This window comes from Duganella vulcania (genome assembly GCF_009857655.1).
GTDB classification, from domain to species: Bacteria; Pseudomonadota; Gammaproteobacteria; order Burkholderiales; family Burkholderiaceae_D; genus Rugamonas; species Rugamonas vulcania.
On record NZ_WWCX01000004.1, the window covers coordinates 119,872 to 137,685 of the forward strand.

The following is a 17,814-nucleotide window of genomic DNA, read 5'->3' on the forward strand; positions in this document are numbered from 1 at the left end:
TCATGCTGCTTTGGCTCGCTCAGTATTTTCAGCAGGACCTCGGGCCACTCCGGGTCTTCAACTTCATCACCTTCCGCGCGGTGTTCGCCACCGCGACGGCGTTGCTCATCGGCCTGTCGGCCGGTCCGGCCGTGATCCGCAAGCTGACCGCCATGAAGTACGGCCAGGCCGTGCGCACCGACGGTCCTCAGACCCACCTGAAAAAACACGGCACCCCGACCATGGGCGGCGTGCTGCTGCTGATCGCCATCGGCGTCTCCACGCTGCTGTGGTGCGACCTGTCCAATCGCCTGATCTGGCCCGTGCTGGTCGTCACGCTGGGCTTCGGCGCAGTCGGCTGGGTCGACGACTACCGCAAGGTGGTGCGCCAGGATCCTGAAGGCATGCGCTCGGCGGAAAAATACTTCTGGCAGTCGCTGGTCGGCCTCGCCGCCGCGCTGTACCTGGCGTTCTCGGTGTCCGCGCCGAACGCCGGCAAGGTGTTCGAGCTGTTCTTCGCCTGGGTGCAGTCGGGCTTCTCGATGGACCTGCCGCCGAAGGCCGACCTGATCGTCCCGTTCTTCAAGACCATCAGCTACCCGCTGGGCGTGTGGGGTTTCATCGCGTTGACCTACTGTGTCATCGTCGGCACCAGCAACGCCGTTAACTTCACCGACGGCCTGGATGGCCTGGCGATCATGCCGACGATTATGGTCGGCTCCGCGCTCGGCCTGTTCGCCTACCTGACCGGCAGCGCCACGTATTCGAAGTACCTGTTCATCCCGCACATTCCCGGCGCGGGCGAATTGATTATCTTCTGCGGCGCGCTGGCCGGCGCCGGCCTGGCCTTCCTATGGTTTAACACCCACCCGGCCCAGGTGTTCATGGGCGACGTCGGCGCATTGGCGCTGGGCGGCGCGCTGGGCACCATCGCAGTTATCGTGCGCCAGGAAATCGTCCTGTTCATCATGGGCGGCATCTTCGTCGCCGAGACGGTGTCGGTGATTATCCAGGTGGGCTGGTTCAAGATCACCAAGAAGCGCTTCGGCGTCGGCCGCCGCGTGTTCCTGATGGCGCCCTTGCACCACCACTTTGAACAAAAAGGCTGGAAAGAGACCCAGGTCGTCGTGCGCTTCTGGATTATCACGATGATGCTGGTGCTGGTCGGACTCTCTACTTTGAAACTGCGCTGATGATCTACGAAGGCAAAAACGCACTGGTACTGGGACTGGGTGAATCCGGTCTGGCGATGGCGCTGTGGCTCGCCCGCAGCGGCGCGCGCGTGCGCGTGGCCGATACCCGCGAAGCGCCCGAGCGCCTGCCGGCGCTGCGCGCTGCCGTGCCGGATGCGGACTTCGTCGCCGGCCCGTTCGGCGCTTCGCTGCTGGAAGGCGTGGACTTCGTCGCCGTCAGCCCCGGCCTGGCGCCGTACCGCGAACTGAAAGAGATTTCGCCTGCAGCCACCGCCGCCGGCGTGCCGGTATGGGGCGAGATCGAACTGTTCGCGCAGGCGCTGGAAGCGCTGGAGCAGGAACGCGGCTACGCACCCAAGGTCATCGCCATCACCGGCACCAACGGCAAGACCACCGTCACCACCTTGGTCGGCCAGCTGTGCGAACGCGCCGGCAAGACCGTGCGCGTGGCCGGCAACATCAGCCCCGCCGCGCTGGACGTGCTGCGCGAAGTGATCGACGAGGGCACGCTGCCCGAAGTGTGGGTGCTGGAACTGTCGTCCTTCCAGCTGCAGACCACCTTCACGCTGGAAGCCGACGCCGCCACCGTATTGAACGTCACCCAGGACCACCTGGACTGGCACGGCGACATGCCATCCTACGCCGCCGCCAAGCACCGCATCTTCGCCGCCGACACCGTGCGCGTGTTGAACCGCGACGACGCCACCGTGATGCGCATGGCCAGTTCCACCGGCCACAACGTCACCTTCGGCATCGACGCGCCCACGCTGCGCGACGACTTTGGCCTGAACAGCGAACGCGGCGTGCTGTGGCTCGCCACCGCCGTCCCGGCCGAGGAAGAGGGCGAACCGAAGAAGCGCAAGAAGAACGATCCGCCGCCACCACCGGTCGAATGCATGGTCAAGAACCTGATGCCGGCCGACGCGCTGCAAATCCGCGGCGTGCACAACGCCGCCAACGCGCTGGCCGCGCTGGCCCTGTGCCGCGCCATCGACCTGCCACTGGCGCCGCTGCTGCACGGCCTGCGCGAGTATCGCGGCCAGCCGCACCGCGTGGAACTGGTCAGCGCCATCAACGGCGTCGAATACTACGACGACAGCAAGGGCACCAACGTTGGCGCCACCGTGGCCGCGTTGAATGGCCTGGGCAAGGCCTTCACCGGCGCCAGCCAGCGCCTGGTGGTCATCATGGGCGGCGACGGCAAGGGCCAGGACTTCACGCCGCTGGCCGAACCGGTATCGCGCTACGTGCGCGCCGTGCTGCTGATCGGCCGCGACGCGCCGCAGATCCGCGCCGCGCTGGAAGCCTCGGCGGACCTGGGCTATGACATCGAAGACTGCGGCACCGACCTGCCGCAAGCCGTCAAGCGCGCCAGCGAGCTGGCGCAATCCGGCGACGCCGTGCTGCTGTCGCCGGCCTGCGCCAGCATGGACATGTTCAAGAACTACGCGCATCGCGCCCAGGTGTTCATCGACACCGTGCGCGAAATCGCCCTCGACGCTGGACAGGAGCTCTGATGGCCTTCCAGATGCCGTTCCGCTTTGCTGACAAGTCGACGCCACCGTCGATGGACAGCCGCGCGCGGCAATCGAAGATGATGGAGTACGACCAGCCGCTGGTCTGGGTCACGCTTTTGCTGATGCTGCTCGGGATGGTGATGGTGTATTCGGCCTCGATCTCGCTGCCGGATTCGCCCAAGTTCGCCAACTACGTACGCTGGCAGAACACCTACTTCCTGCAACGGCAGGCGATGTTCATCGCCGTCTCGCTGCTGGCCGGCCTGTTCGTGTTCCGCATCCGCATCTGCGACCTGCAGAAGGCCGCGCCGTACCTGTTCATCGGCACCCTGGTGCTGCTGGTGCTGGTGCTGATCCCCGGCCTGGGCGTGGTGGTCAACGGCGGCCGCCGCTGGCTGTCGCTCAAAGTGATCAACGTGCAGCCGTCGGAACTGATGAAAGTCGTGGCCGTGCTGTACGCCGCCGACTACACCGTGCGCAAGCAGGAATACATGCACAAGCTGACCAAGGGCTTCATGCCGATGGCGGCGGCGGTTGGCTTCGTCGGCCTGTTGCTGCTGCTCGAACCCGACCTGGGCGCCTTCGGCGTGATCGTCTGCATCGCCATGGGCATCCTGTTCCTGGGCGGGATCAACGCCATCTGGTTCGGCGGCATCGGCGCGGTGCTGGTGGTGATCTTCGGCTCCATCATCGCGCTGTCGAAATTCCGCCGCGAGCGCTACTTCGCCTATTTGAATCCGTGGGAAGAGGACAACGCCTTGAACAAGGCCTACCAGCTGACCCACTCGCTGATCGCCTTCGGGCGCGGCGAGATTTTTGGCGTTGGCCTGGGCGGCAGCGTAGAGAAGCTGCACTACCTGCCGGAAGCGCACACCGACTTTTTGCTGGCGGTGATCGGCGAGGAACTCGGCCTGGCCGGCGTGCTGGTGGTGATCGCCATGTTCTACTGGCTGATCAAGCGCGCCTTCGACATCGGCCGCCAGGCCATCGCCATCGACCAGACCTTTGCCGGCCTCACGGCCAAGGGTATCGGCATCTGGATCGGCGTACAGACGTTTATCAATATGGGCGTCAACCTTGGCCTGCTGCCGACCAAGGGCTTGACCCTGCCGCTGATGAGCTATGGCGGCACGGGCGTGGTTATTAACTGCATCGGACTCGCGATCCTGCTCCGGATCGACTACGAGAACCGGGTCCTGATGCGTGGTGGCAGATTATGAAACGATTGATGATCATGGCGGCCGGCACCGGCGGCCACATTTTCCCCGGCCTGGCGATCGCGCAGACCTTGCGCGCGCGCGGCTGGGAAGTAAGCTGGCTGGGCACCGCCGCCGGCATGGAACAGGACCTGGTGCCCAAGCACGGCATCGCGATGGACAGCATCGACTTCACCGGCATGCGCGGCAAGGGCCTGGCGCATACGCTGGGCGGCGCGCTCAAGATGGTCAAGGCCTTCGCCGCCTGCTTCGGCTACATCGGCAGCCGCAAGCCGGATGTGGTGCTGGGCATGGGCGGCTATGTCACCGTGCCGGGCGGCCTGATGGCGCGCCTGCGCGGCGTGCCGCTGGTGCTGGTCAACGCCGACGCCGCGCTGCTGCTGTCGAATAAAACGCTGGTGCCGTTCGCCGATCGCGTGTGCTTCGGCTTCCCCGCCAACTTCGGCAAGGCCGCCAGCAAGGCCGTCGTCACCGGCAACCCGGTACGCAAGGAGATTTTGGACCTGCCGGCGCCGGACCTGCGTTTCTTCGGCCGCGAAGGTCCGCTGCGCATCCTGGTGGTGGGCGGCAGCCTGGGCGCCAAGGCGCTGAACGACAACCTGCCGGCCGCGCTGGCGCTGATCCCGGCCGCGCAGCGTCCGCAGGTGACGCACCAATCGGGCAAGAAGAACATCGACGCGCTGCGCGCCGCGTACGCCGAGGCGGGTGTGGCAGCGAACGTGGTCGACTTCATCGACGACATGGCGGCGGCCTACAGCCAGGCCGACGTGGTGATCTGCCGCGCAGGCGCGATCACCGTGTCGGAGCTGACCGCCGCCGGCGTGGCCAGCGTGCTGGTACCGCTGGTCGCATCGACCACCAGCCACCAGCGCGACAACGCGCAATGGATGGCGAAACAGAACGCGGCGATCCACATGCCGCAATCGGAAATGAGCGCGCAGAGTGTGGCGACGCTGTTGGAAACGCTGACACGCGGCGCCTGCCAGACCATGGCGATGGCGGCGCGCGATGTGGGCAAACGCGATGCGAACGACGCTATCGCACAGGTATTGGAACATTTAGCATGAAGCATAAGGTACAGAATATTCACTTCGTCGGCATCGGCGGCAGCGGCATGAGCGGCATCGCCGAAGTGCTGCTCACGCTTGGCTACACCGTGTCCGGCTCGGACCTGGGCAGCAACGCCGTCACGCAGCGCCTGGCCGACATGGGCGCCACCGTTTATCAAGGCCACGCCGCCGGCAACATCGGCGACGCCGACGCCGTCGTCACCTCGACCGCCGTCCAGCAGGACAACCCGGAAGTGGTGGCCGCGCGCGCCCGCAAGATCCCCATCGTGCCGCGCGCCGTGATGCTGGGCGAGTTGATGCGCCTGAAGCGCGGCATCGCCATCGCCGGCACGCACGGCAAGACCACCACCACCAGCCTGGTCGCATCGGTGCTGGCGCAGGGCGGCCTCGATCCGACCTTCGTCATCGGCGGCCGCCTGACCGCCGCCGGCGCCAACGCCAAGCTGGGCACCGGCGACTACCTGGTGGCCGAAGCCGATGAATCGGATGCATCGTTCCTGAACCTGACGCCGATGATCGAAGTGATCACCAACATCGACGCCGACCACATGGAAACCTACGAGCACGATTTCGAAAAGCTCAAGCAGGCCTTCGTTCACTTCACGCACCGCCTGCCGTTCTACGGCCGCGCCATGCTGTGCATCGACGACCAGCACGTGCGCTCGATCCTGCCACAGGTGACCAAGCCGGTGACCACCTACGGCTTCCACGAGGACGCCGAAGTGCGCGCCGTGAACGCCCGCGCGGTCGGCGTGGAGATGCACTTCACCGTCATCCAGGACGGCTACCCGGACCTGGACGTGGTGCTGAACCAGCCCGGCCTGCACAACGTGCAGAACGCCTGCTCGGCCATCGCCATCGCGCGCGAGATCGGCATTGACGACAAGGACACCCAGGCCGGCCTGGCCGCCTTCGCGGGCGTAGGCCGCCGCTTCACCAAATACGGCGACGTCGCCATTCCAGGCGGCGGCAGCTTCACGCTGGTGGACGATTTCGGCCACCACCCGCTGGAAATGGAAGTGACCACCGCCGCCGCGCGCGCCGCCTATCCTGGCCGCCGCCTGGTGCTGGCGTTCCAGCCGCACCGCTACAGCCGCACGCGCGACCTGTTCGAGGATTTCGTCAAGGTGCTGGGCACCGTGGACGTGCTGGTGCTGGCCGAAGTCTACGCCGCCGGCGAAGCGCCCATCGTGGCCGCCGACGGCCGCTCGCTGGCGCACGCATTGCGCGCGCGCGGCAAGACCGAACCGATTTTTGTAGAGGCGATCGGCGATATGCCGGAAACCATCATGGGCGTGGTGCGCGACGGCGACGTCGTCATGACCATGGGCGCAGGCTCGATCAGCGGCGTCCCTGCCAAACTGACTAACTATCCAAAGGTCTGAAAGTGAATCACCTTACTCCTGTTGACGCAAAAGCTTTCGGCAAGGTCGGCGTACTGTACGGCGGCCGCTCCGCCGAGCGCGAAGTGTCCATCATGTCCGGCAACGGCGTGCTGGCGGCCCTGCAAAGCAAGGGCATCGACGCCCACCTGTTCGACACCGGCCTGCGCACGCTGGCCGAACTGGCCGCCGAAAAATTCGACCGCGTGTTCATCGCGCTGCACGGCCGCTTCGGCGAAGACGGCAGCCTGCAGGGCGCGCTGGAACTGCTGGGCATTCCGTACACCGGCAGCGGCGTGATGGCCAGCTCGGTGGGCATGGACAAGATCACCACCAAGATCGTGTGGCTGGCCGCCGGCCTGCCGACGCCGCGCTACGCGGTGCTCAATGCTAGCTCCGACCTGGACGCCGTCTGCGCCGACCTGGGCCTGCCGCTGATCGTCAAGCCGCCGCATGAAGGTTCGACCATCGGCATCACCAAGGTCAGCGCCGCCAACGAATTCAAGGCCGCCTTCGACATCGCCGCCGCGCTGGACGACTCGGTGCTGGCCGAGGAATTCGTCACCGGCCGCGAGTTCACGGTCGCGATGCTGGGCTCCGGCGCCAACGCGCGTCCGCTGCCGGTGGTGGAGATCGTGGCCCCGCAGGGCAACTACGATTACCAGAACAAGTACTTCACCGACGACACCAAGTATTTCTGCCCGGCCGTGCTGCCGGAGGCGCTGACGCAGGAGATGCAACGCTTGGCGGTGCTGGCCTACCGCGCCATCGGCTGCGAGGGCTGGGGACGGGTCGATTTCCTGCTGCGCGAGAGCGACCAGAAGCCCTTCCTGCTGGAGGTGAACACCTCGCCCGGCATGACCGGGCACTCGCTGGTGCCGATGGCGGCGCGCGCGGAAGGCATCAGCTATGAAGACCTGTGCGTGGAAATCCTGCGCACGGCGCGCCTGAAGATGAAGGGCTGAGTAACAGATGTGGCAAGACGCTAAAGCTTTGAATGCAACCGCCAGTGGCATTTTCGTCCTGACGCTGTTGGCATGCATCGCGGCAGGCGTGTGGTGGGTGGCGCAGCGGCCGATGTTCACGCTGCGCACGATACGGATCGAGACGATCGGGCGGGACGAGTTAAAGCATGTGAATCACCTGACGCTGCGCAGCAACGCGTTGGGCCGCATCAAGGGCAACTTCTTCACGACGAATCTGGATGCGGTGCGCCAGGCGTTTGAATCGGTACCCTGGGTGCGCCGCGCAACGGTGCGCCGCGAATGGCCGGACCAGCTGATCGTGGCGCTGGAGGAGCATGAGGCGCTCGGCACGTGGGGCGAGGACGGCAAGCTGCTGTCGACCAAGGGCGATGTGTTCACCGCCAACCTGGCCGAGGCGGAAGAGGATCACACGCTGCCGGAGTTCGATGGACCGGACGGCAGCGAGAAGGAAGTGCTGTCGCGTTACGACGAGCTGCGCACCTGGTTAGCGCCGCTCAAGCTGGTGCCGGAGGCGCTGTCGCTGTCGGGGCGCTATGCGTGGACGGTGAAGCTGAATAACGGCATGAGCGTGGCGCTGGGGCGTGAGCAGACCAGCACCACGTTGAAGGAAAGGGTGGACCGCCTGATGGGAATTTATCCGCAGCTGGTGGAGCACTTGCAGAACATCGAGACCATCGATATGCGGTACCAGAACGGGCTGGCCCTGAGCGCGGCGGGATTGAAGATTCCGGCCGAGGGAGCCAAGCCGAAAGCGGCAGTTAAAAAGAACAACGTTAAACCACAACACTAAGCAGTAACAGCAGGCGAGAGAGTAGGCTAAAAGACATGACTAAAGACGCGAAAAACCTGATCGTCGGCCTCGATATCGGCACCTCGAAAGTGGTGGCCGTGGTGGCCGAGGTGATGGGCGATGGACGCCACGAGGTGATCGGGCTGGGCCAGCACGAATCGAAAGGCCTGAAGAAGGGCGTGGTGGTGAACATCGAAGCGACCGTCGAATCGATCCAGCGCGCGCTGGAAGAGGCGGAGCTGATGGCCGACTGCAAGATCCGCAATGTCTACGCCGGCATCGCGGGCAGCCATATCCGCAGCTTCAATTCCAGCGGCATGGTCGCCATCAAGGACAAGGAAGTGACGGCCACCGACGTGGCGCGCGTCATCGAAACGGCGAAGGCGGTTAACATTCCGACCGACCAGCAGCTGCTGCACACGGTACCGCAGGAGTTCATCGTCGACAGCCAGGAAGACGTGCGCGAGCCGATCGGCATGAGCGGCATCCGGCTGGAAGTGAAGGTGCATATCGTCACCGGCGCCGTGTCGGCGGTACAGAACATCGTCAAGTGCGTGCGCCGCTGCGGCCTGGAAGTGTCGGACCTGATCTTGCAGCCGATGGCATCGGCCGACGCCGTGCTCACGCCGGACGAGAAGGAACTGGGCGTGGTGTTGATCGACATCGGCGGCGGCACCACCGACGTCGCCGTGTTCTCGGACGGCGCGATCCGCCACACCGCCGTGATCCCGATCGCCGGCGACCAGATCACCAACGACATCGCGATGGCGCTGCGCACGCCGACCTCGGAGGCGGAAGAGATCAAGATCCGCTACGGCGTGGCCAAGCAGGTGCTGGCCGATCCGGGCGAGACGCTGGAAGTGCCGGGCCTGGGCGACCGTGGTCCGCGCAACCTGTCGCGCCAGGCGCTGGCCGCCGTGATCGAGCCGCGTGTCGAAGAGCTGTTCGCGATGGTGCACCAGGTGGTGCGCGAGTCGGGCTACGAAGGCGTGCTGTCGTCGGGCATCGTGCTCACCGGCGGCACCGCGATCATGCCGGGCATGGTCGAGATGGCGGAAGACATATTCCTCAAGCCGGCGCGCCTTGGCACGCCGGACTACCGTGGCCAGTTGGCCGACGTGGTGCGCAGCCCGCGCTACGCGACCGTGCTTGGCCTGTTGTTGGAAGCGAAAAAGCAGTACCTGCGTGGCCACATCGTCACGCGGCAGGATGGTTCGGTGAAGGCAGTCTGGCAGCGCATGAAAGAATGGTTCTTGGGTAATTTTTGACGATAAACCGTGATTCCCGCTGCGCGGGAATCACAAGAAATAGTAGCTAAACTTTTTATATTAAAACCGCAGTTTTCAACCCCCAGTTCTTCTAACGATATGAGGACTGGCGCTTGAAAACCGCATTCTGATAGGGAGTCACATCATGGAGTTTGATATGGTCGATAACGCAGCTTTGGGCACCGTCATCAAGGTCGTCGGAGTCGGCGGAGCAGGTGGCAATGCAGTTCAACACATGATCAACAAGGGTATGGCCGGCGTCGAGTTCATCGCCGCGAATACCGATGCGCAGGCGCTGTCCACCTCCAAGGCCCACAACGTCATCCAGATCGGCGAGACCGGCCTGGGTGCGGGCATGAAGCCGGACGTCGGCCGCAAGCTGGCCGAGGAATCGCGCCAGCGCATCGAAGACTCGCTGCGCGGCGCGCACATGGTCTTCATCGCCGCCGGCATGGGCGGCGGCACCGGCACCGGCGCCGCTCCGATCGTGGCGGAAGTCGCCAAGTCGCTGGGCGCGCTGACCGTGGCCGTGGTGTCCAAGCCGTTCTCGCACGAAGGCCAGAAGTGCATGGACATCGCCGACGAAGGCCTGGAACAGCTGTCGGCCAACGTCGACTCGCTGATCGTGATCCTCAACGAGAAGCTCGAAGAGATCTACGAAGACGAATCGCTGATCGAATGGCTGCAACACGCCGACGATGTGCTCAACAACGCCGTGGCCGGTATCGCCGAGATCATCAACGTGCCGGGCCACATCAACGTCGACTTCAACGACGTCAAGACCATCATGGGTGAGCAGGGCAAGGCCATGATGGGCACCGCGACCGCGTCCGGCATCGACCGCGCGCGTATCGCCGCCGAGCAGGCAGTGGCTTCGCCGCTGCTGGACGGCGTGGACCTGTCGGGCGCCCGTGGCGTGCTGGTCAACGTGACCGCGTCGCGTGGCCTGAAGGGTAAGGAGATCAAGGAAGTCATGGCCGCCGTGCGCGCCTTCGCCGCGCCGGACGCGTCGATCGCCCAGGGTATCGCCTACGACGACAACATGGGCGACGACATCCGCGTCACCGTGGTCGCCACCGGCCTGGGCAAGACCAAGAAGCATGTGCAGCTGGTTCCTCAGCAGATGCTGCGCACCGGCACCCATAACAGCCCGATGATGCCATCGGCTGGCCTGGGTGGCGCGGCTTCGTCGTCGGTGTCGATGGGCGCCACCAGCGGCATGGGCGGCGGCGCGTCGCCAGCCTTCGACGGCATGAAGGCGCCGGCCGTATGGCGTCGCGAATCGGCTTCCGAGCAGGTGCGCGCGATGGAGAAGAATGGCATGGAAACCTACGACATTCCTGCCTTCCTGCGCAAGCAGGCGGATTAAGGCATACTGCTGGCTCTAAGCCGGTGAAAGCCGCGCCTTGGCGCGGCTTTTTTACGTTCCACATTTTATAAAAGGAGTCATCCATGACCATCAAGATTGGCGACACCCTGCCAGAAGGCACCCTGTCCGAATTCATCGAAACCGAAACCGAAGGCTGCTCGCTGGGCCCGAACACGTTCAACGTACAAGACCTGGTCAAGGGCAAGAAGATCGCCATCTTCGGCCTGCCAGGCGCCTACACCCCGACCTGCTCGGCACAGCACGTGCCAGGCTACGTCAAGCACGCCGCCGACCTGAAAGCCAAGGGCGTCGACGAAATCTGGTGCATCTCGGTCAATGACGCCTTCGTCATGGGCGCGTGGGGCCGTGACCAGAAAGCCACCGGCACCGTCCGCATGATGGCTGACGGCAACGCCGCCTACTCCAAGGCCCTGGGCCTGGACGCCGACTTCAGCAAGTTCGGCATGGGCACCCGCTCGCAGCGTTACTCGATGCTGGTCGAGAACGGCGTCGTGACGCAGCTGAACATCGAACAAGGCGGCAAGTTCGAAGTGTCGAACGCCGAAACCCTGCTGGCCCAGGCGTAAGCGCCGGTCTGGTTGGATGCAGTAAAAAACGGCGCCGCGGCGCCGTTTGTCTTTACCACCAGCCGTTATCGTGCAAGACCATTTTCTTGTAGTAGTCGATGTTGGCGCGCAGCGCGTACAGCGCGGTCGTGGCCATTCCGGCTGCTTTTTGCAGCGGCGCCCAGTCGATGCCCGGCATGGTGACCTCGAGCAGAATCACCAGCATGAAGCCGATCAGCCAATACGCCAGCGCCTTGCGCCACATGCCTCAGGTCCGGTCCGCCCGCCTGTTCGATCAAATCGAAGCGGATGCGCCAGATCTGCGGCAAGTCCGCCGGCAGCGAAGTCCCGGCTGTTTTGCAATCGTCCACGGTAATCTCCTTCAGGTAGTGATCGTGCTTTATATTGTCATTCTGGATCAGTCTGAATATTGACGCGTGGCAATGTCTGGTAAGCGGGATTTAATTGGCGTCACGTGTGGCTTCATCGCGGGCAGAAAAATGGAGGTATGATTTCCAAGGCGCGTTCGATGGAGGAAGTGATGAGTTTTCTGAGTTGGGAAGGGCTGGCTACCAGCGGTGAGCACGTAGCCTCTAGCGAAGCGGATCATGCGGATTGGGCCAAAGCCAAGATAAGCGCGGCGATGGCTGGACTGCGGGATGGTTCCAATCGCGTCTTTTCAGCAGCCGAGTGGGCTGCTATTCGAGCTGAGAAAAAAGCGAGTCGCGAGGTACATTTGAACTAGTGGTGCATAAGCACTACGTTGTTGTATTCATTGATGACCTGACCACAGTCACCTTGCTGAACGTGATACATACCAGCAGAAAATACCCATGAAAGTAATTGCCATATCCGGCAGCCTGCGGGCCGCCTCGATCAACTCGATGCTGCTGCGCGTGATGGCCGATGTGGCGCCGCCCGGCATCGAGGTGCGGCTGTACCAGGGACTGGGACAGCTGCCGTTGTTTAACCCGGATATCGCCGAGCCGCCGCCGGTGGTGGCCGCGCTGCGTGATGCCTTGCTGGCCGCCGATGCGGTGGTGATCGCCAGCCCGGAATACGCGCATGGCGTGACCGGCGCCATCAAGAACGGACTCGATTGGATGGTCGGCAATGAATCCTTCATCGACAAGCCGGTGGCGCTGCTGAACGCCTCGCCGCGCGCGACGCATGCCTACGCTTCGCTGCGCGAAACCATCACCGTGATGTCGGCCCGCGTGGTGGAGGCCGCGTCGATTACCCTGCCGCTGTTGGGCGCCAACCTGAGCGAGGAGGCGATGCGCGCCGATCCGCAGATCTGCGGCATGCTGCGCGCGGCCTTGCTGGCCTTGAAGGCGGATCAGTAACCCAGGCAGAGCGCCAGTTCATCGGCCAGCCGGCGCCGCTGGGCCACGCCCAGGAAGCGGCCGACCTCGATCTGCCGGCCACGGTCGTCCAGTTGGATCGGATCGCTGTCGCGTCGCGGCGGCAGCAAACGGGTGGTGCGGGGATGCAGCCTGAGCGTGCTGCGTCGGCGGCCCCGGCGTTGCTCCACCACGATGACCACGCCGGGAGAAATATCGATGCGGTCATAGTCGCCGCGATGGTGCGCGCAGTAGCGCAGGCCTGCCGCCAGCGCCGCCTGTTCCAGCACGGCGTAAGCCAGCACGTACCAGTAGCCCTGCCACAGGAAGGCCAGCGCCACCAGCGCCGACGGCACGCACAGCGACGCGAACACCAGCAGCAGCTGGCGCTGGCTCAGCGTGCAGCGGCGCTCCAACAGCCAGCTGCGCGGTTCCGATGGCACGTCGCGCGGCATCGCATGCTCCTCCGATAGCAAGCCTCAAGTATAGCCGCGATCCGGCGACGATCCGCTTGCGGCATGTAACCATCCCGTGTATCGTGCTGCCAATCTTATTTTTTGGATAACACATGAAAAACTGGATCGGCAAGTGGATGATGTTCGTGGCGCTGGGCCACACCGCGGTGGCGATTGCCTTCTTTTCCAACGGCTATCGCGAAGTGATGGCGCAGGGATTCTTCAACGCGGTGCGCAGCGAGAGGACCAGCCTCGCGGTCTGGTTCCTGCTGTTTGGCTTCTTGCTGTTCATCGTCGGCATGCTGGTGTCCGCGATGGAAAAACTGGCGACGCCCATCCCCGCTGCGATAGGCATCGCCCTGTTGCTGCTGACCGTGCTCGGCGTCTCGCTGATGCCGGTCTCCGGGTTCTGGCTGATGATCCCGGCGCTGGTCGCGCTGCTGCGCCGCCGTCAGTAGATATCGCCGAAATCGTGCTTGGCCTTGAACAGGGTCGAGTCGATCGAGAACGAGCAATCGGCCTGTACCGCGAAGTACTGCAGCGTCTCCTCCGGCGCCGTGGCGAACAGGCTGCGGATCGCCGTCACCCGTTCGGCCGGCGTGCGCATGCGGGCGGTCCATTCGTCGAACTTCATCTCCAGCTTCCAGTCGCTGACGCGCTCGCAGCTGAAGCCGGCGCCTTCGAGCATCCCCTGCCATTCGGACGGCCGGTAGTCGCGCACGTGCGAGCCGTCGCGCAGCAGTTCCACCGCCTGCAGCGTGGTGTCGTGCAGCGGGCTTTCCGGCGCGGTGATGTCGATGACGATCAGCACGCCGCCTTTCTTCAACACCCGCTTCACTTCGCGCAGCGCTGCCGGCACGTCCAGCCAGTGGTGCGCCGAGAAGCGCGTGACCACCATGCAGAACGTGGCGTCGGCGAACGGCAGGCTGGCCACGTTGCCCTGCTGCGTGAGCACGTTGTCCAGACCCCGTTCGCGGGCGGCGCCGGCCACCACGGCCAGCATTTCCGCCGACAGGTCGAACGCCGTCACCGACCTGGCCACCGGCGCCACGGCGAAGCTGGCGTGGCCGGCGCCGCAGCCCAGGTCCAGTATCGTCGGATGCGGCCCCAGCACGCGGGCGATTTCGCGCAGCGCGGCCAGGTCGGCGCCTTGCGCGTGGACGGTGCTGGTGAGGTAGGCACTGGCGGTATTGCCGAACTGCTGGGCGACGACGGCTTGCTGTTTCATGTTTTTCTCCAGGAAGGGACGAGTCAGGGCAGAATAGGCGTGTTTTTATCCTGTAACAAGACAAGTACTTATCCTGGTATAACAACTACCATGCACACCAAACTTGGCGAATTTATCCGCGCCCATCGCGAACGCACCAAGCCCGACAGCGTTGGCCTGCCCGGCGGCGGGCGCCGCCGCACGCCCGGCCTGCGGCGCGAAGAGCTGGCGCAATTGTGCGACGTCAGCCCGACCTGGTTGACCTGGCTGGAACAGGGCAGGGAGGTGCAGGCGTCCAGCAAGATGCTGGCGCGGCTGGCGGAAGTGCTGCGGCTGTCGGCCGCCGAGCGCGCCTATCTGTTCGGCCTGGCCGACCGCCTCGATCCGCACCATGACGACGACGGCGGCGAGACGGCCGAAGCGCTGGACGCGGTGGTCGCGGCCATCGGCGCGCCGGCCTACATCCTCGACCGGCAGTGGGACGCGGTGGCGTGGAATCCGCAGGCGGCGCAGCTGTTCGCGGGCTGGCTGACGCCGCGTCCGCAGCCGCCCTCCCGGCCCAACCTGTTGCGCTACATGTTCATCGACGCGGCGGCGCGCGAGCTCATCGTCGACTGGCCCGAGCGCGCCCGGCGGCTGGTGGCCGAGTTCCGCGCCGACATCGGCCGGCATGCCAGCGAGCAGCCGCTGGCCGGCCTGATCGCCGAATTGTCCGAGGCCAGCGCCACCTTTGCCGAACTGTGGACCTTGCAGGACGTGGTCGGCCGTGAAGGCGGACTGCGCCGCTTCCGCCATCCGCGGCGGGGCGACCTGGCCTTCAACCAGGTGACGCTGCACCCGGCCAAGCGGCACGACCTGAAGCTGGTGATGCTGCTGCCGCAGACGTGATTGGGCGGCCGCCTGAAACATCCGGCCTATGATGTTATAGTTCCTGCATCATCTTGCCTTTGGAAGTGCTTGTATGCCGATCGAACTCAACTTTGTGGCGCCGGTTGCGCTTCCCGCACAGTCCAGCATTACCCACCTCTACAAGTCGGTCAACCTGTCCGACGCGTTTGCCATCGGACTGCCGGCCGGCGCCTCGCATGATCCGGATCTGCTGGCCCGGTTCATCTTTGCGCACCAGCCAGCATGGATCGGGAAACTCCTCAAACTTCGCGATCTGATCGTTGCCGGCTTTGGTTTGAAGACCGCCACGCACCTGGCAACCCTGGCGCATGACGCGAAGGCCGAACGGCTTGGCATCTTCAAGGTCTACAGCACCAACGCAACCGAGATGGTGGTGGGGGAGGATGACACGCATCTCGATTTCCGCCTGTCGATCCTGTGCAGCGGCGCACCGGAGGCTGGCAGCGGGCGCGCATTGACCCTCTCGACGGTGGTCCATTGCCATAACCTGCTGGGGCGGGTCTACATATTCTGCATCGCGCCCTTTCATCGCATGGTGGTCAAGGCCAGCCTGCGCCGCGCTGCGCGTATCGGCTGGCCTGCCGGGCCGGGCGTCGCCGCGCCCGCCAAGCGGTAAGCGCCCGGCAAACGGACAGTGAACCGCAAGCCCTTGACGATACTGGTGGTGGAGGACCACGCGGCGATCGCGCGCCAGATAGTGGCCTTCCTTGATGGACTGAAGTGGCAGACCGACCACGCCGCCACCGGCACGCTGGCCATCGACCTGGCGACGCGCAACCTGTACGACGTTGTGCTGCTCGATCTGAATCTTCCCGACCTCGATGGACTGGAGGCCTGCCGCGCGATCAAGGCGCGTGCGCCGCGCAACGTGCCGGTGTTGATGCTCACCGCCCGCGACGCGTTCGAAGACAAGGCGCGCGGCTTCAACCAGGGCGCGGACGATTACCTGACCAAGCCGTTCGACCTGCGCGAGCTTGCCCTGCGCTGCGAGGCGCTGGCGCGGCGCGGACAGCTGCACGTCGGTCAGGAAATGCGGGTCGGTCCGCTCACGCTGCTGCCGCGCGAAAAGCGCGCCCTCTGCGGCGGCGTGCCGCTGCCGTTGACGCTGGCCGGCTTCAAGATACTGCTGATGCTGTGCACCGCGTTTCCGCACGCCGTTTCCCGGTCGGCACTGAGGCACGAGCTGTGGGGCGCGAACCCGCCGGACAGCGACGCGCTCAAATCGCACATCTATGCGCTGCGCAAGCAGCTGGAGCTGGCCGGCGCCGGGAAGATGGTCGTCACCATACCGCAGCTCGGCTATCGGCTGGCGCCGGAGGAGACGGCCGTTGTTTAAGTCGATCCGGCATGGTCTGTTCGCCGCGCTGGCCGGTTTCACCGTCCTGATCTGCCTGGCCTATACGGGGCTGGCGCTGGTTATTTCCTACGTCACCGAAGACATGCTGATCGATCGCCTGCTGGAACGGGAAGCTGTCGCCATGGCGGCGCATTTCCGCCTGCATGGCGCCGTCCCGGCCCCCGCCGATGAAACGATGCGGGTCTACCGCAGCGCCGAGGCGCTGCCGCCCGCCGTGCGCGAACGGGTCGCCGCCGGCCAGCTGCGTGCGGAAATCTCCACCGGCGGCGGCCAGCACTATCACCTCCGCACGCTCGACCTGCCCGCGCAGTCCGGACCGCGGCGTGTCTACCTGTTGGCCGATGTCCGTCCGCTGCTGGTGGTGTCGCAGCTGTTCCGCGATGTCGGCGGGGTGCTGGTCTCGGTTGCGCTGGGCTTGATCGCGCTGGCGCTGTTGCTCGCTTATTGGCTGTCGCGCCGGCTGGTCGCGCCGTTGCAGGTGCTGGCGAACGAGGTGCGCGCCCTGCCGCAGCAAGGTCCGGTTGAATTCAGCGCCCGGCATCGCCGCGACGAGATTGGCTACCTGGCGCGCAAGCTTGGCGCGACTATCGCCGAACTGCAGGCCGCGCTGGGCCGCGAGCACGCGTTCACGCGCGACGTCAGCCATGAGTTGCGTACGCCGTTGACGGTCATGAACAATATCCTCGGGCCGGCGCAAGCCTCCGCGCTGGACGCGGACGACGTGGCCCAGCTGCGCACGGGTGTCGATGAAATCGGCAACACCATCGACGTGCTGTTTGCGTTGGCGCGCGCGGAGCATATCGCCGAGCAGGCGTTCGACCTGCGCGGCTGCATCGAGGAAGGCCTGCTGCGCCTGATGGACGGCGGTGCATGGGAAGACGATCGCTTGGCGCTCGACCTGCCTGACCGGCTGGAGGTGTGGGGTAACCGTCATCTGTCCACGCTGCTCGTCAACAACTGCCTGGGCAATGCCTTGTTTCATGGCGGCGCCGGCTCGCGGTTGTCGCTGTCGTTTGCCGGCGGCGTGCTTAGCCTGAGCAACACTGTCGATCCAGAGCGGCCGGGCGCCACGCAAGGTTTCCAGCATGGCCAGCATCTGCTGCGACGGATCGCCGGAGCCATGCGCAGGGAAGTGGAGTGCCATGCCGGCGCGACGGCGTACCGTGTCGACATCGTGCCGCGCCGCGCGCGCTGAAACCCGCCGGA

21 protein-coding genes are annotated in these 17,814 nt (G+C 65.0%); 18 read left to right on the top strand and 3 right to left on the bottom strand.

Annotated elements, in window-relative coordinates; all coding sequences use genetic code 11:
* Positions 1-2 precede the first annotated feature (2 nt).
* From mraY to GTP90_RS05845, 10 genes are all read left to right on the top strand, one after another.
* Positions 3-1,172: a phospho-N-acetylmuramoyl-pentapeptide-transferase gene (gene mraY / locus GTP90_RS05800; protein WP_161082602.1), complete on the top strand. Its 1,170-nt coding sequence runs from the start codon at positions 3-5 to the stop codon at positions 1,170-1,172.
* Positions 1,172-2,689, top strand: a complete 1,518-nt coding sequence (gene murD / locus GTP90_RS05805) for a UDP-N-acetylmuramoyl-L-alanine--D-glutamate ligase (RefSeq protein ID WP_161082603.1) — start codon at positions 1,172-1,174, stop codon at positions 2,687-2,689. The genes mraY and murD overlap by 1 nt, the downstream gene beginning before the upstream one ends.
* Complete coding sequence (gene ftsW, locus GTP90_RS05810) at positions 2,689-3,909, top strand: putative lipid II flippase FtsW (RefSeq protein WP_161082604.1); 1,221 nt, start codon at positions 2,689-2,691, stop codon at positions 3,907-3,909. Before murD ends, ftsW begins: the two co-directional genes overlap by 1 nt.
* Positions 3,906-4,973, top strand: a complete 1,068-nt coding sequence (gene murG / locus GTP90_RS05815) for an undecaprenyldiphospho-muramoylpentapeptide beta-N-acetylglucosaminyltransferase (protein WP_254451744.1) — start codon at positions 3,906-3,908, stop codon at positions 4,971-4,973. The genes ftsW and murG overlap by 4 nt, the downstream gene beginning before the upstream one ends.
* Complete coding sequence (gene murC, locus GTP90_RS05820) at positions 4,970-6,361, top strand: UDP-N-acetylmuramate--L-alanine ligase (RefSeq protein ID WP_161082605.1); 1,392 nt, start codon at positions 4,970-4,972, stop codon at positions 6,359-6,361. The genes murG and murC overlap by 4 nt, the downstream gene beginning before the upstream one ends.
* A gap of 2 nt (positions 6,362-6,363) precedes the next feature.
* The gene (locus tag GTP90_RS05825; RefSeq protein ID WP_161082606.1) at positions 6,364-7,323 is read left to right on the top strand and encodes a D-alanine--D-alanine ligase; all 960 of its coding nucleotides are present in this window, start codon (positions 6,364-6,366) and stop codon (positions 7,321-7,323) included.
* Between the two features lie 7 nt (positions 7,324-7,330).
* Positions 7,331-8,134, top strand: coding sequence for a cell division protein FtsQ/DivIB (locus tag GTP90_RS05830; RefSeq protein ID WP_161082607.1), 804 nt, complete (start codon positions 7,331-7,333; stop codon positions 8,132-8,134).
* A 35-nt stretch (positions 8,135-8,169) separates the two neighbouring features.
* Complete coding sequence (gene ftsA, locus GTP90_RS05835) at positions 8,170-9,402, top strand: cell division protein FtsA (RefSeq protein WP_008445439.1); 1,233 nt, start codon at positions 8,170-8,172, stop codon at positions 9,400-9,402.
* A 145-nt stretch (positions 9,403-9,547) separates the two neighbouring features.
* Entirely contained in the window at positions 9,548-10,771 is a 1,224-nt protein-coding gene (gene ftsZ / locus GTP90_RS05840) for a cell division protein FtsZ (RefSeq protein ID WP_161082608.1), read from the top strand.
* Between the two features lie 83 nt (positions 10,772-10,854).
* Positions 10,855-11,358, top strand: coding sequence for a peroxiredoxin (locus tag GTP90_RS05845; protein ID WP_117013038.1), 504 nt, complete (start codon positions 10,855-10,857; stop codon positions 11,356-11,358).
* 52 nt (positions 11,359-11,410) lie between these two features.
* On the opposite strand, the gene GTP90_RS05850 is transcribed toward GTP90_RS05845, so the two are convergent.
* Entirely contained in the window at positions 11,411-11,563 is a 153-nt protein-coding gene (locus GTP90_RS05850) for a hypothetical protein (protein ID WP_161082609.1), read from the bottom strand.
* Here GTP90_RS05850 and GTP90_RS05855 point away from each other — a divergent pair.
* The 3 genes from GTP90_RS05855 to GTP90_RS05865 all read left to right on the top strand — a co-directional run bounded on the left by GTP90_RS05855 (position 11,562) and on the right by GTP90_RS05865 (position 12,683).
* Positions 11,562-11,771: a hypothetical protein gene (locus GTP90_RS05855; protein WP_161082610.1), complete on the top strand. Its 210-nt coding sequence runs from the start codon at positions 11,562-11,564 to the stop codon at positions 11,769-11,771. The genes GTP90_RS05850 and GTP90_RS05855 overlap by 2 nt on opposite strands.
* Before the next feature lie 74 nt (positions 11,772-11,845).
* The gene (locus GTP90_RS05860) at positions 11,846-12,082 is read left to right on the top strand and encodes a hypothetical protein (RefSeq protein ID WP_161082611.1); all 237 of its coding nucleotides are present in this window, start codon (positions 11,846-11,848) and stop codon (positions 12,080-12,082) included.
* A gap of 88 nt (positions 12,083-12,170) precedes the next feature.
* Positions 12,171-12,683: an NADPH-dependent FMN reductase gene (locus tag GTP90_RS05865; protein WP_161082612.1), complete on the top strand. Its 513-nt coding sequence runs from the start codon at positions 12,171-12,173 to the stop codon at positions 12,681-12,683.
* Here the strand turns inward: GTP90_RS05865 and GTP90_RS05870 are convergent.
* On the bottom strand, positions 12,677-13,135 hold the full coding sequence (locus GTP90_RS05870; RefSeq protein ID WP_161082613.1) for a DUF2244 domain-containing protein: 459 nt from the start codon (positions 13,133-13,135) through the stop codon (positions 12,677-12,679). The genes GTP90_RS05865 and GTP90_RS05870 overlap by 7 nt on opposite strands.
* Before the next feature lie 113 nt (positions 13,136-13,248).
* Between GTP90_RS05870 and GTP90_RS05875 the strand changes: the two genes are divergently transcribed.
* Complete coding sequence (locus tag GTP90_RS05875; RefSeq protein WP_161082614.1) at positions 13,249-13,593, top strand: DUF6463 family protein; 345 nt, start codon at positions 13,249-13,251, stop codon at positions 13,591-13,593.
* Here GTP90_RS05875 and GTP90_RS05880 read toward each other — a convergent pair.
* Positions 13,587-14,363, bottom strand: coding sequence for a class I SAM-dependent methyltransferase (locus GTP90_RS05880; RefSeq protein ID WP_161082615.1), 777 nt, complete (start codon positions 14,361-14,363; stop codon positions 13,587-13,589). The genes GTP90_RS05875 and GTP90_RS05880 overlap by 7 nt on opposite strands.
* A gap of 90 nt (positions 14,364-14,453) precedes the next feature.
* On the opposite strand from GTP90_RS05880, the gene GTP90_RS05885 reads away from it, so the two are divergent.
* The 4 genes from GTP90_RS05885 (at position 14,454) to GTP90_RS05900 (ending at position 17,803) form a co-directional block, all read left to right on the top strand.
* Positions 14,454-15,230, top strand: a complete 777-nt coding sequence (locus tag GTP90_RS05885; RefSeq protein ID WP_161082616.1) for a helix-turn-helix transcriptional regulator — start codon at positions 14,454-14,456, stop codon at positions 15,228-15,230.
* 73 nt (positions 15,231-15,303) lie between these two features.
* A complete protein-coding gene (locus GTP90_RS05890; protein ID WP_161082617.1) occupies positions 15,304-15,867 on the top strand; it encodes a DUF2867 domain-containing protein in 564 nt (187 codons plus the stop codon).
* Positions 15,868-15,885: 18 nt separating this feature from the next.
* Positions 15,886-16,587, top strand: a complete 702-nt coding sequence (locus GTP90_RS05895; RefSeq protein WP_161082618.1) for a response regulator transcription factor — start codon at positions 15,886-15,888, stop codon at positions 16,585-16,587.
* Positions 16,580-17,803 carry a sensor histidine kinase gene (locus GTP90_RS05900; RefSeq protein ID WP_161082619.1) on the top strand — a complete coding sequence of 408 codons (1,224 nt, stop codon included), beginning with the start codon at positions 16,580-16,582 and terminating at the stop codon, positions 17,801-17,803. The genes GTP90_RS05895 and GTP90_RS05900 overlap by 8 nt, the downstream gene beginning before the upstream one ends.
* Positions 17,804-17,814: the final 11 nt, after the last annotated feature.

Bases quoted from the DNA above. Each gene is read 5' to 3' on its own strand.
- mraY (WP_161082602.1), top strand. From the start codon at position 3: ATGCTGCTTTGGCTCGCTCAGTATTTTCAGCAGGACCTCGGGCCACTC.
- murD (WP_161082603.1), top strand. From the start codon at position 1,172: ATGATCTACGAAGGCAAAAACGCACTGGTACTGGGACTGGGTGAATCC.
- ftsW (WP_161082604.1), top strand. From the start codon at position 2,689: ATGGCCTTCCAGATGCCGTTCCGCTTTGCTGACAAGTCGACGCCACCG.
- murG (WP_254451744.1), top strand. From the start codon at position 3,906: ATGAAACGATTGATGATCATGGCGGCCGGCACCGGCGGCCACATTTTC.
- murC (WP_161082605.1), top strand. From the start codon at position 4,970: ATGAAGCATAAGGTACAGAATATTCACTTCGTCGGCATCGGCGGCAGC.
- GTP90_RS05830 (WP_161082607.1), top strand. From the start codon at position 7,331: ATGTGGCAAGACGCTAAAGCTTTGAATGCAACCGCCAGTGGCATTTTC.
- ftsA (WP_008445439.1), top strand. From the start codon at position 8,170: ATGACTAAAGACGCGAAAAACCTGATCGTCGGCCTCGATATCGGCACC.
- ftsZ (WP_161082608.1), top strand. From the start codon at position 9,548: ATGGAGTTTGATATGGTCGATAACGCAGCTTTGGGCACCGTCATCAAG.
- GTP90_RS05845 (WP_117013038.1), top strand. From the start codon at position 10,855: ATGACCATCAAGATTGGCGACACCCTGCCAGAAGGCACCCTGTCCGAA.
- GTP90_RS05855 (WP_161082610.1), top strand. From the start codon at position 11,562: ATGAAGCCGATCAGCCAATACGCCAGCGCCTTGCGCCACATGCCTCAG.
- GTP90_RS05850 (WP_161082609.1), bottom strand. From the start codon at position 11,563: ATGCTGGTGATTCTGCTCGAGGTCACCATGCCGGGCATCGACTGGGCG.
- GTP90_RS05860 (WP_161082611.1), top strand. From the start codon at position 11,846: ATGATTTCCAAGGCGCGTTCGATGGAGGAAGTGATGAGTTTTCTGAGT.
- GTP90_RS05865 (WP_161082612.1), top strand. From the start codon at position 12,171: ATGAAAGTAATTGCCATATCCGGCAGCCTGCGGGCCGCCTCGATCAAC.
- GTP90_RS05870 (WP_161082613.1), bottom strand. From the start codon at position 13,135: ATGCCGCGCGACGTGCCATCGGAACCGCGCAGCTGGCTGTTGGAGCGC.
- GTP90_RS05875 (WP_161082614.1), top strand. From the start codon at position 13,249: ATGAAAAACTGGATCGGCAAGTGGATGATGTTCGTGGCGCTGGGCCAC.
- GTP90_RS05880 (WP_161082615.1), bottom strand. From the start codon at position 14,363: ATGAAACAGCAAGCCGTCGTCGCCCAGCAGTTCGGCAATACCGCCAGT.
- GTP90_RS05885 (WP_161082616.1), top strand. From the start codon at position 14,454: ATGCACACCAAACTTGGCGAATTTATCCGCGCCCATCGCGAACGCACC.
- GTP90_RS05890 (WP_161082617.1), top strand. From the start codon at position 15,304: ATGCCGATCGAACTCAACTTTGTGGCGCCGGTTGCGCTTCCCGCACAG.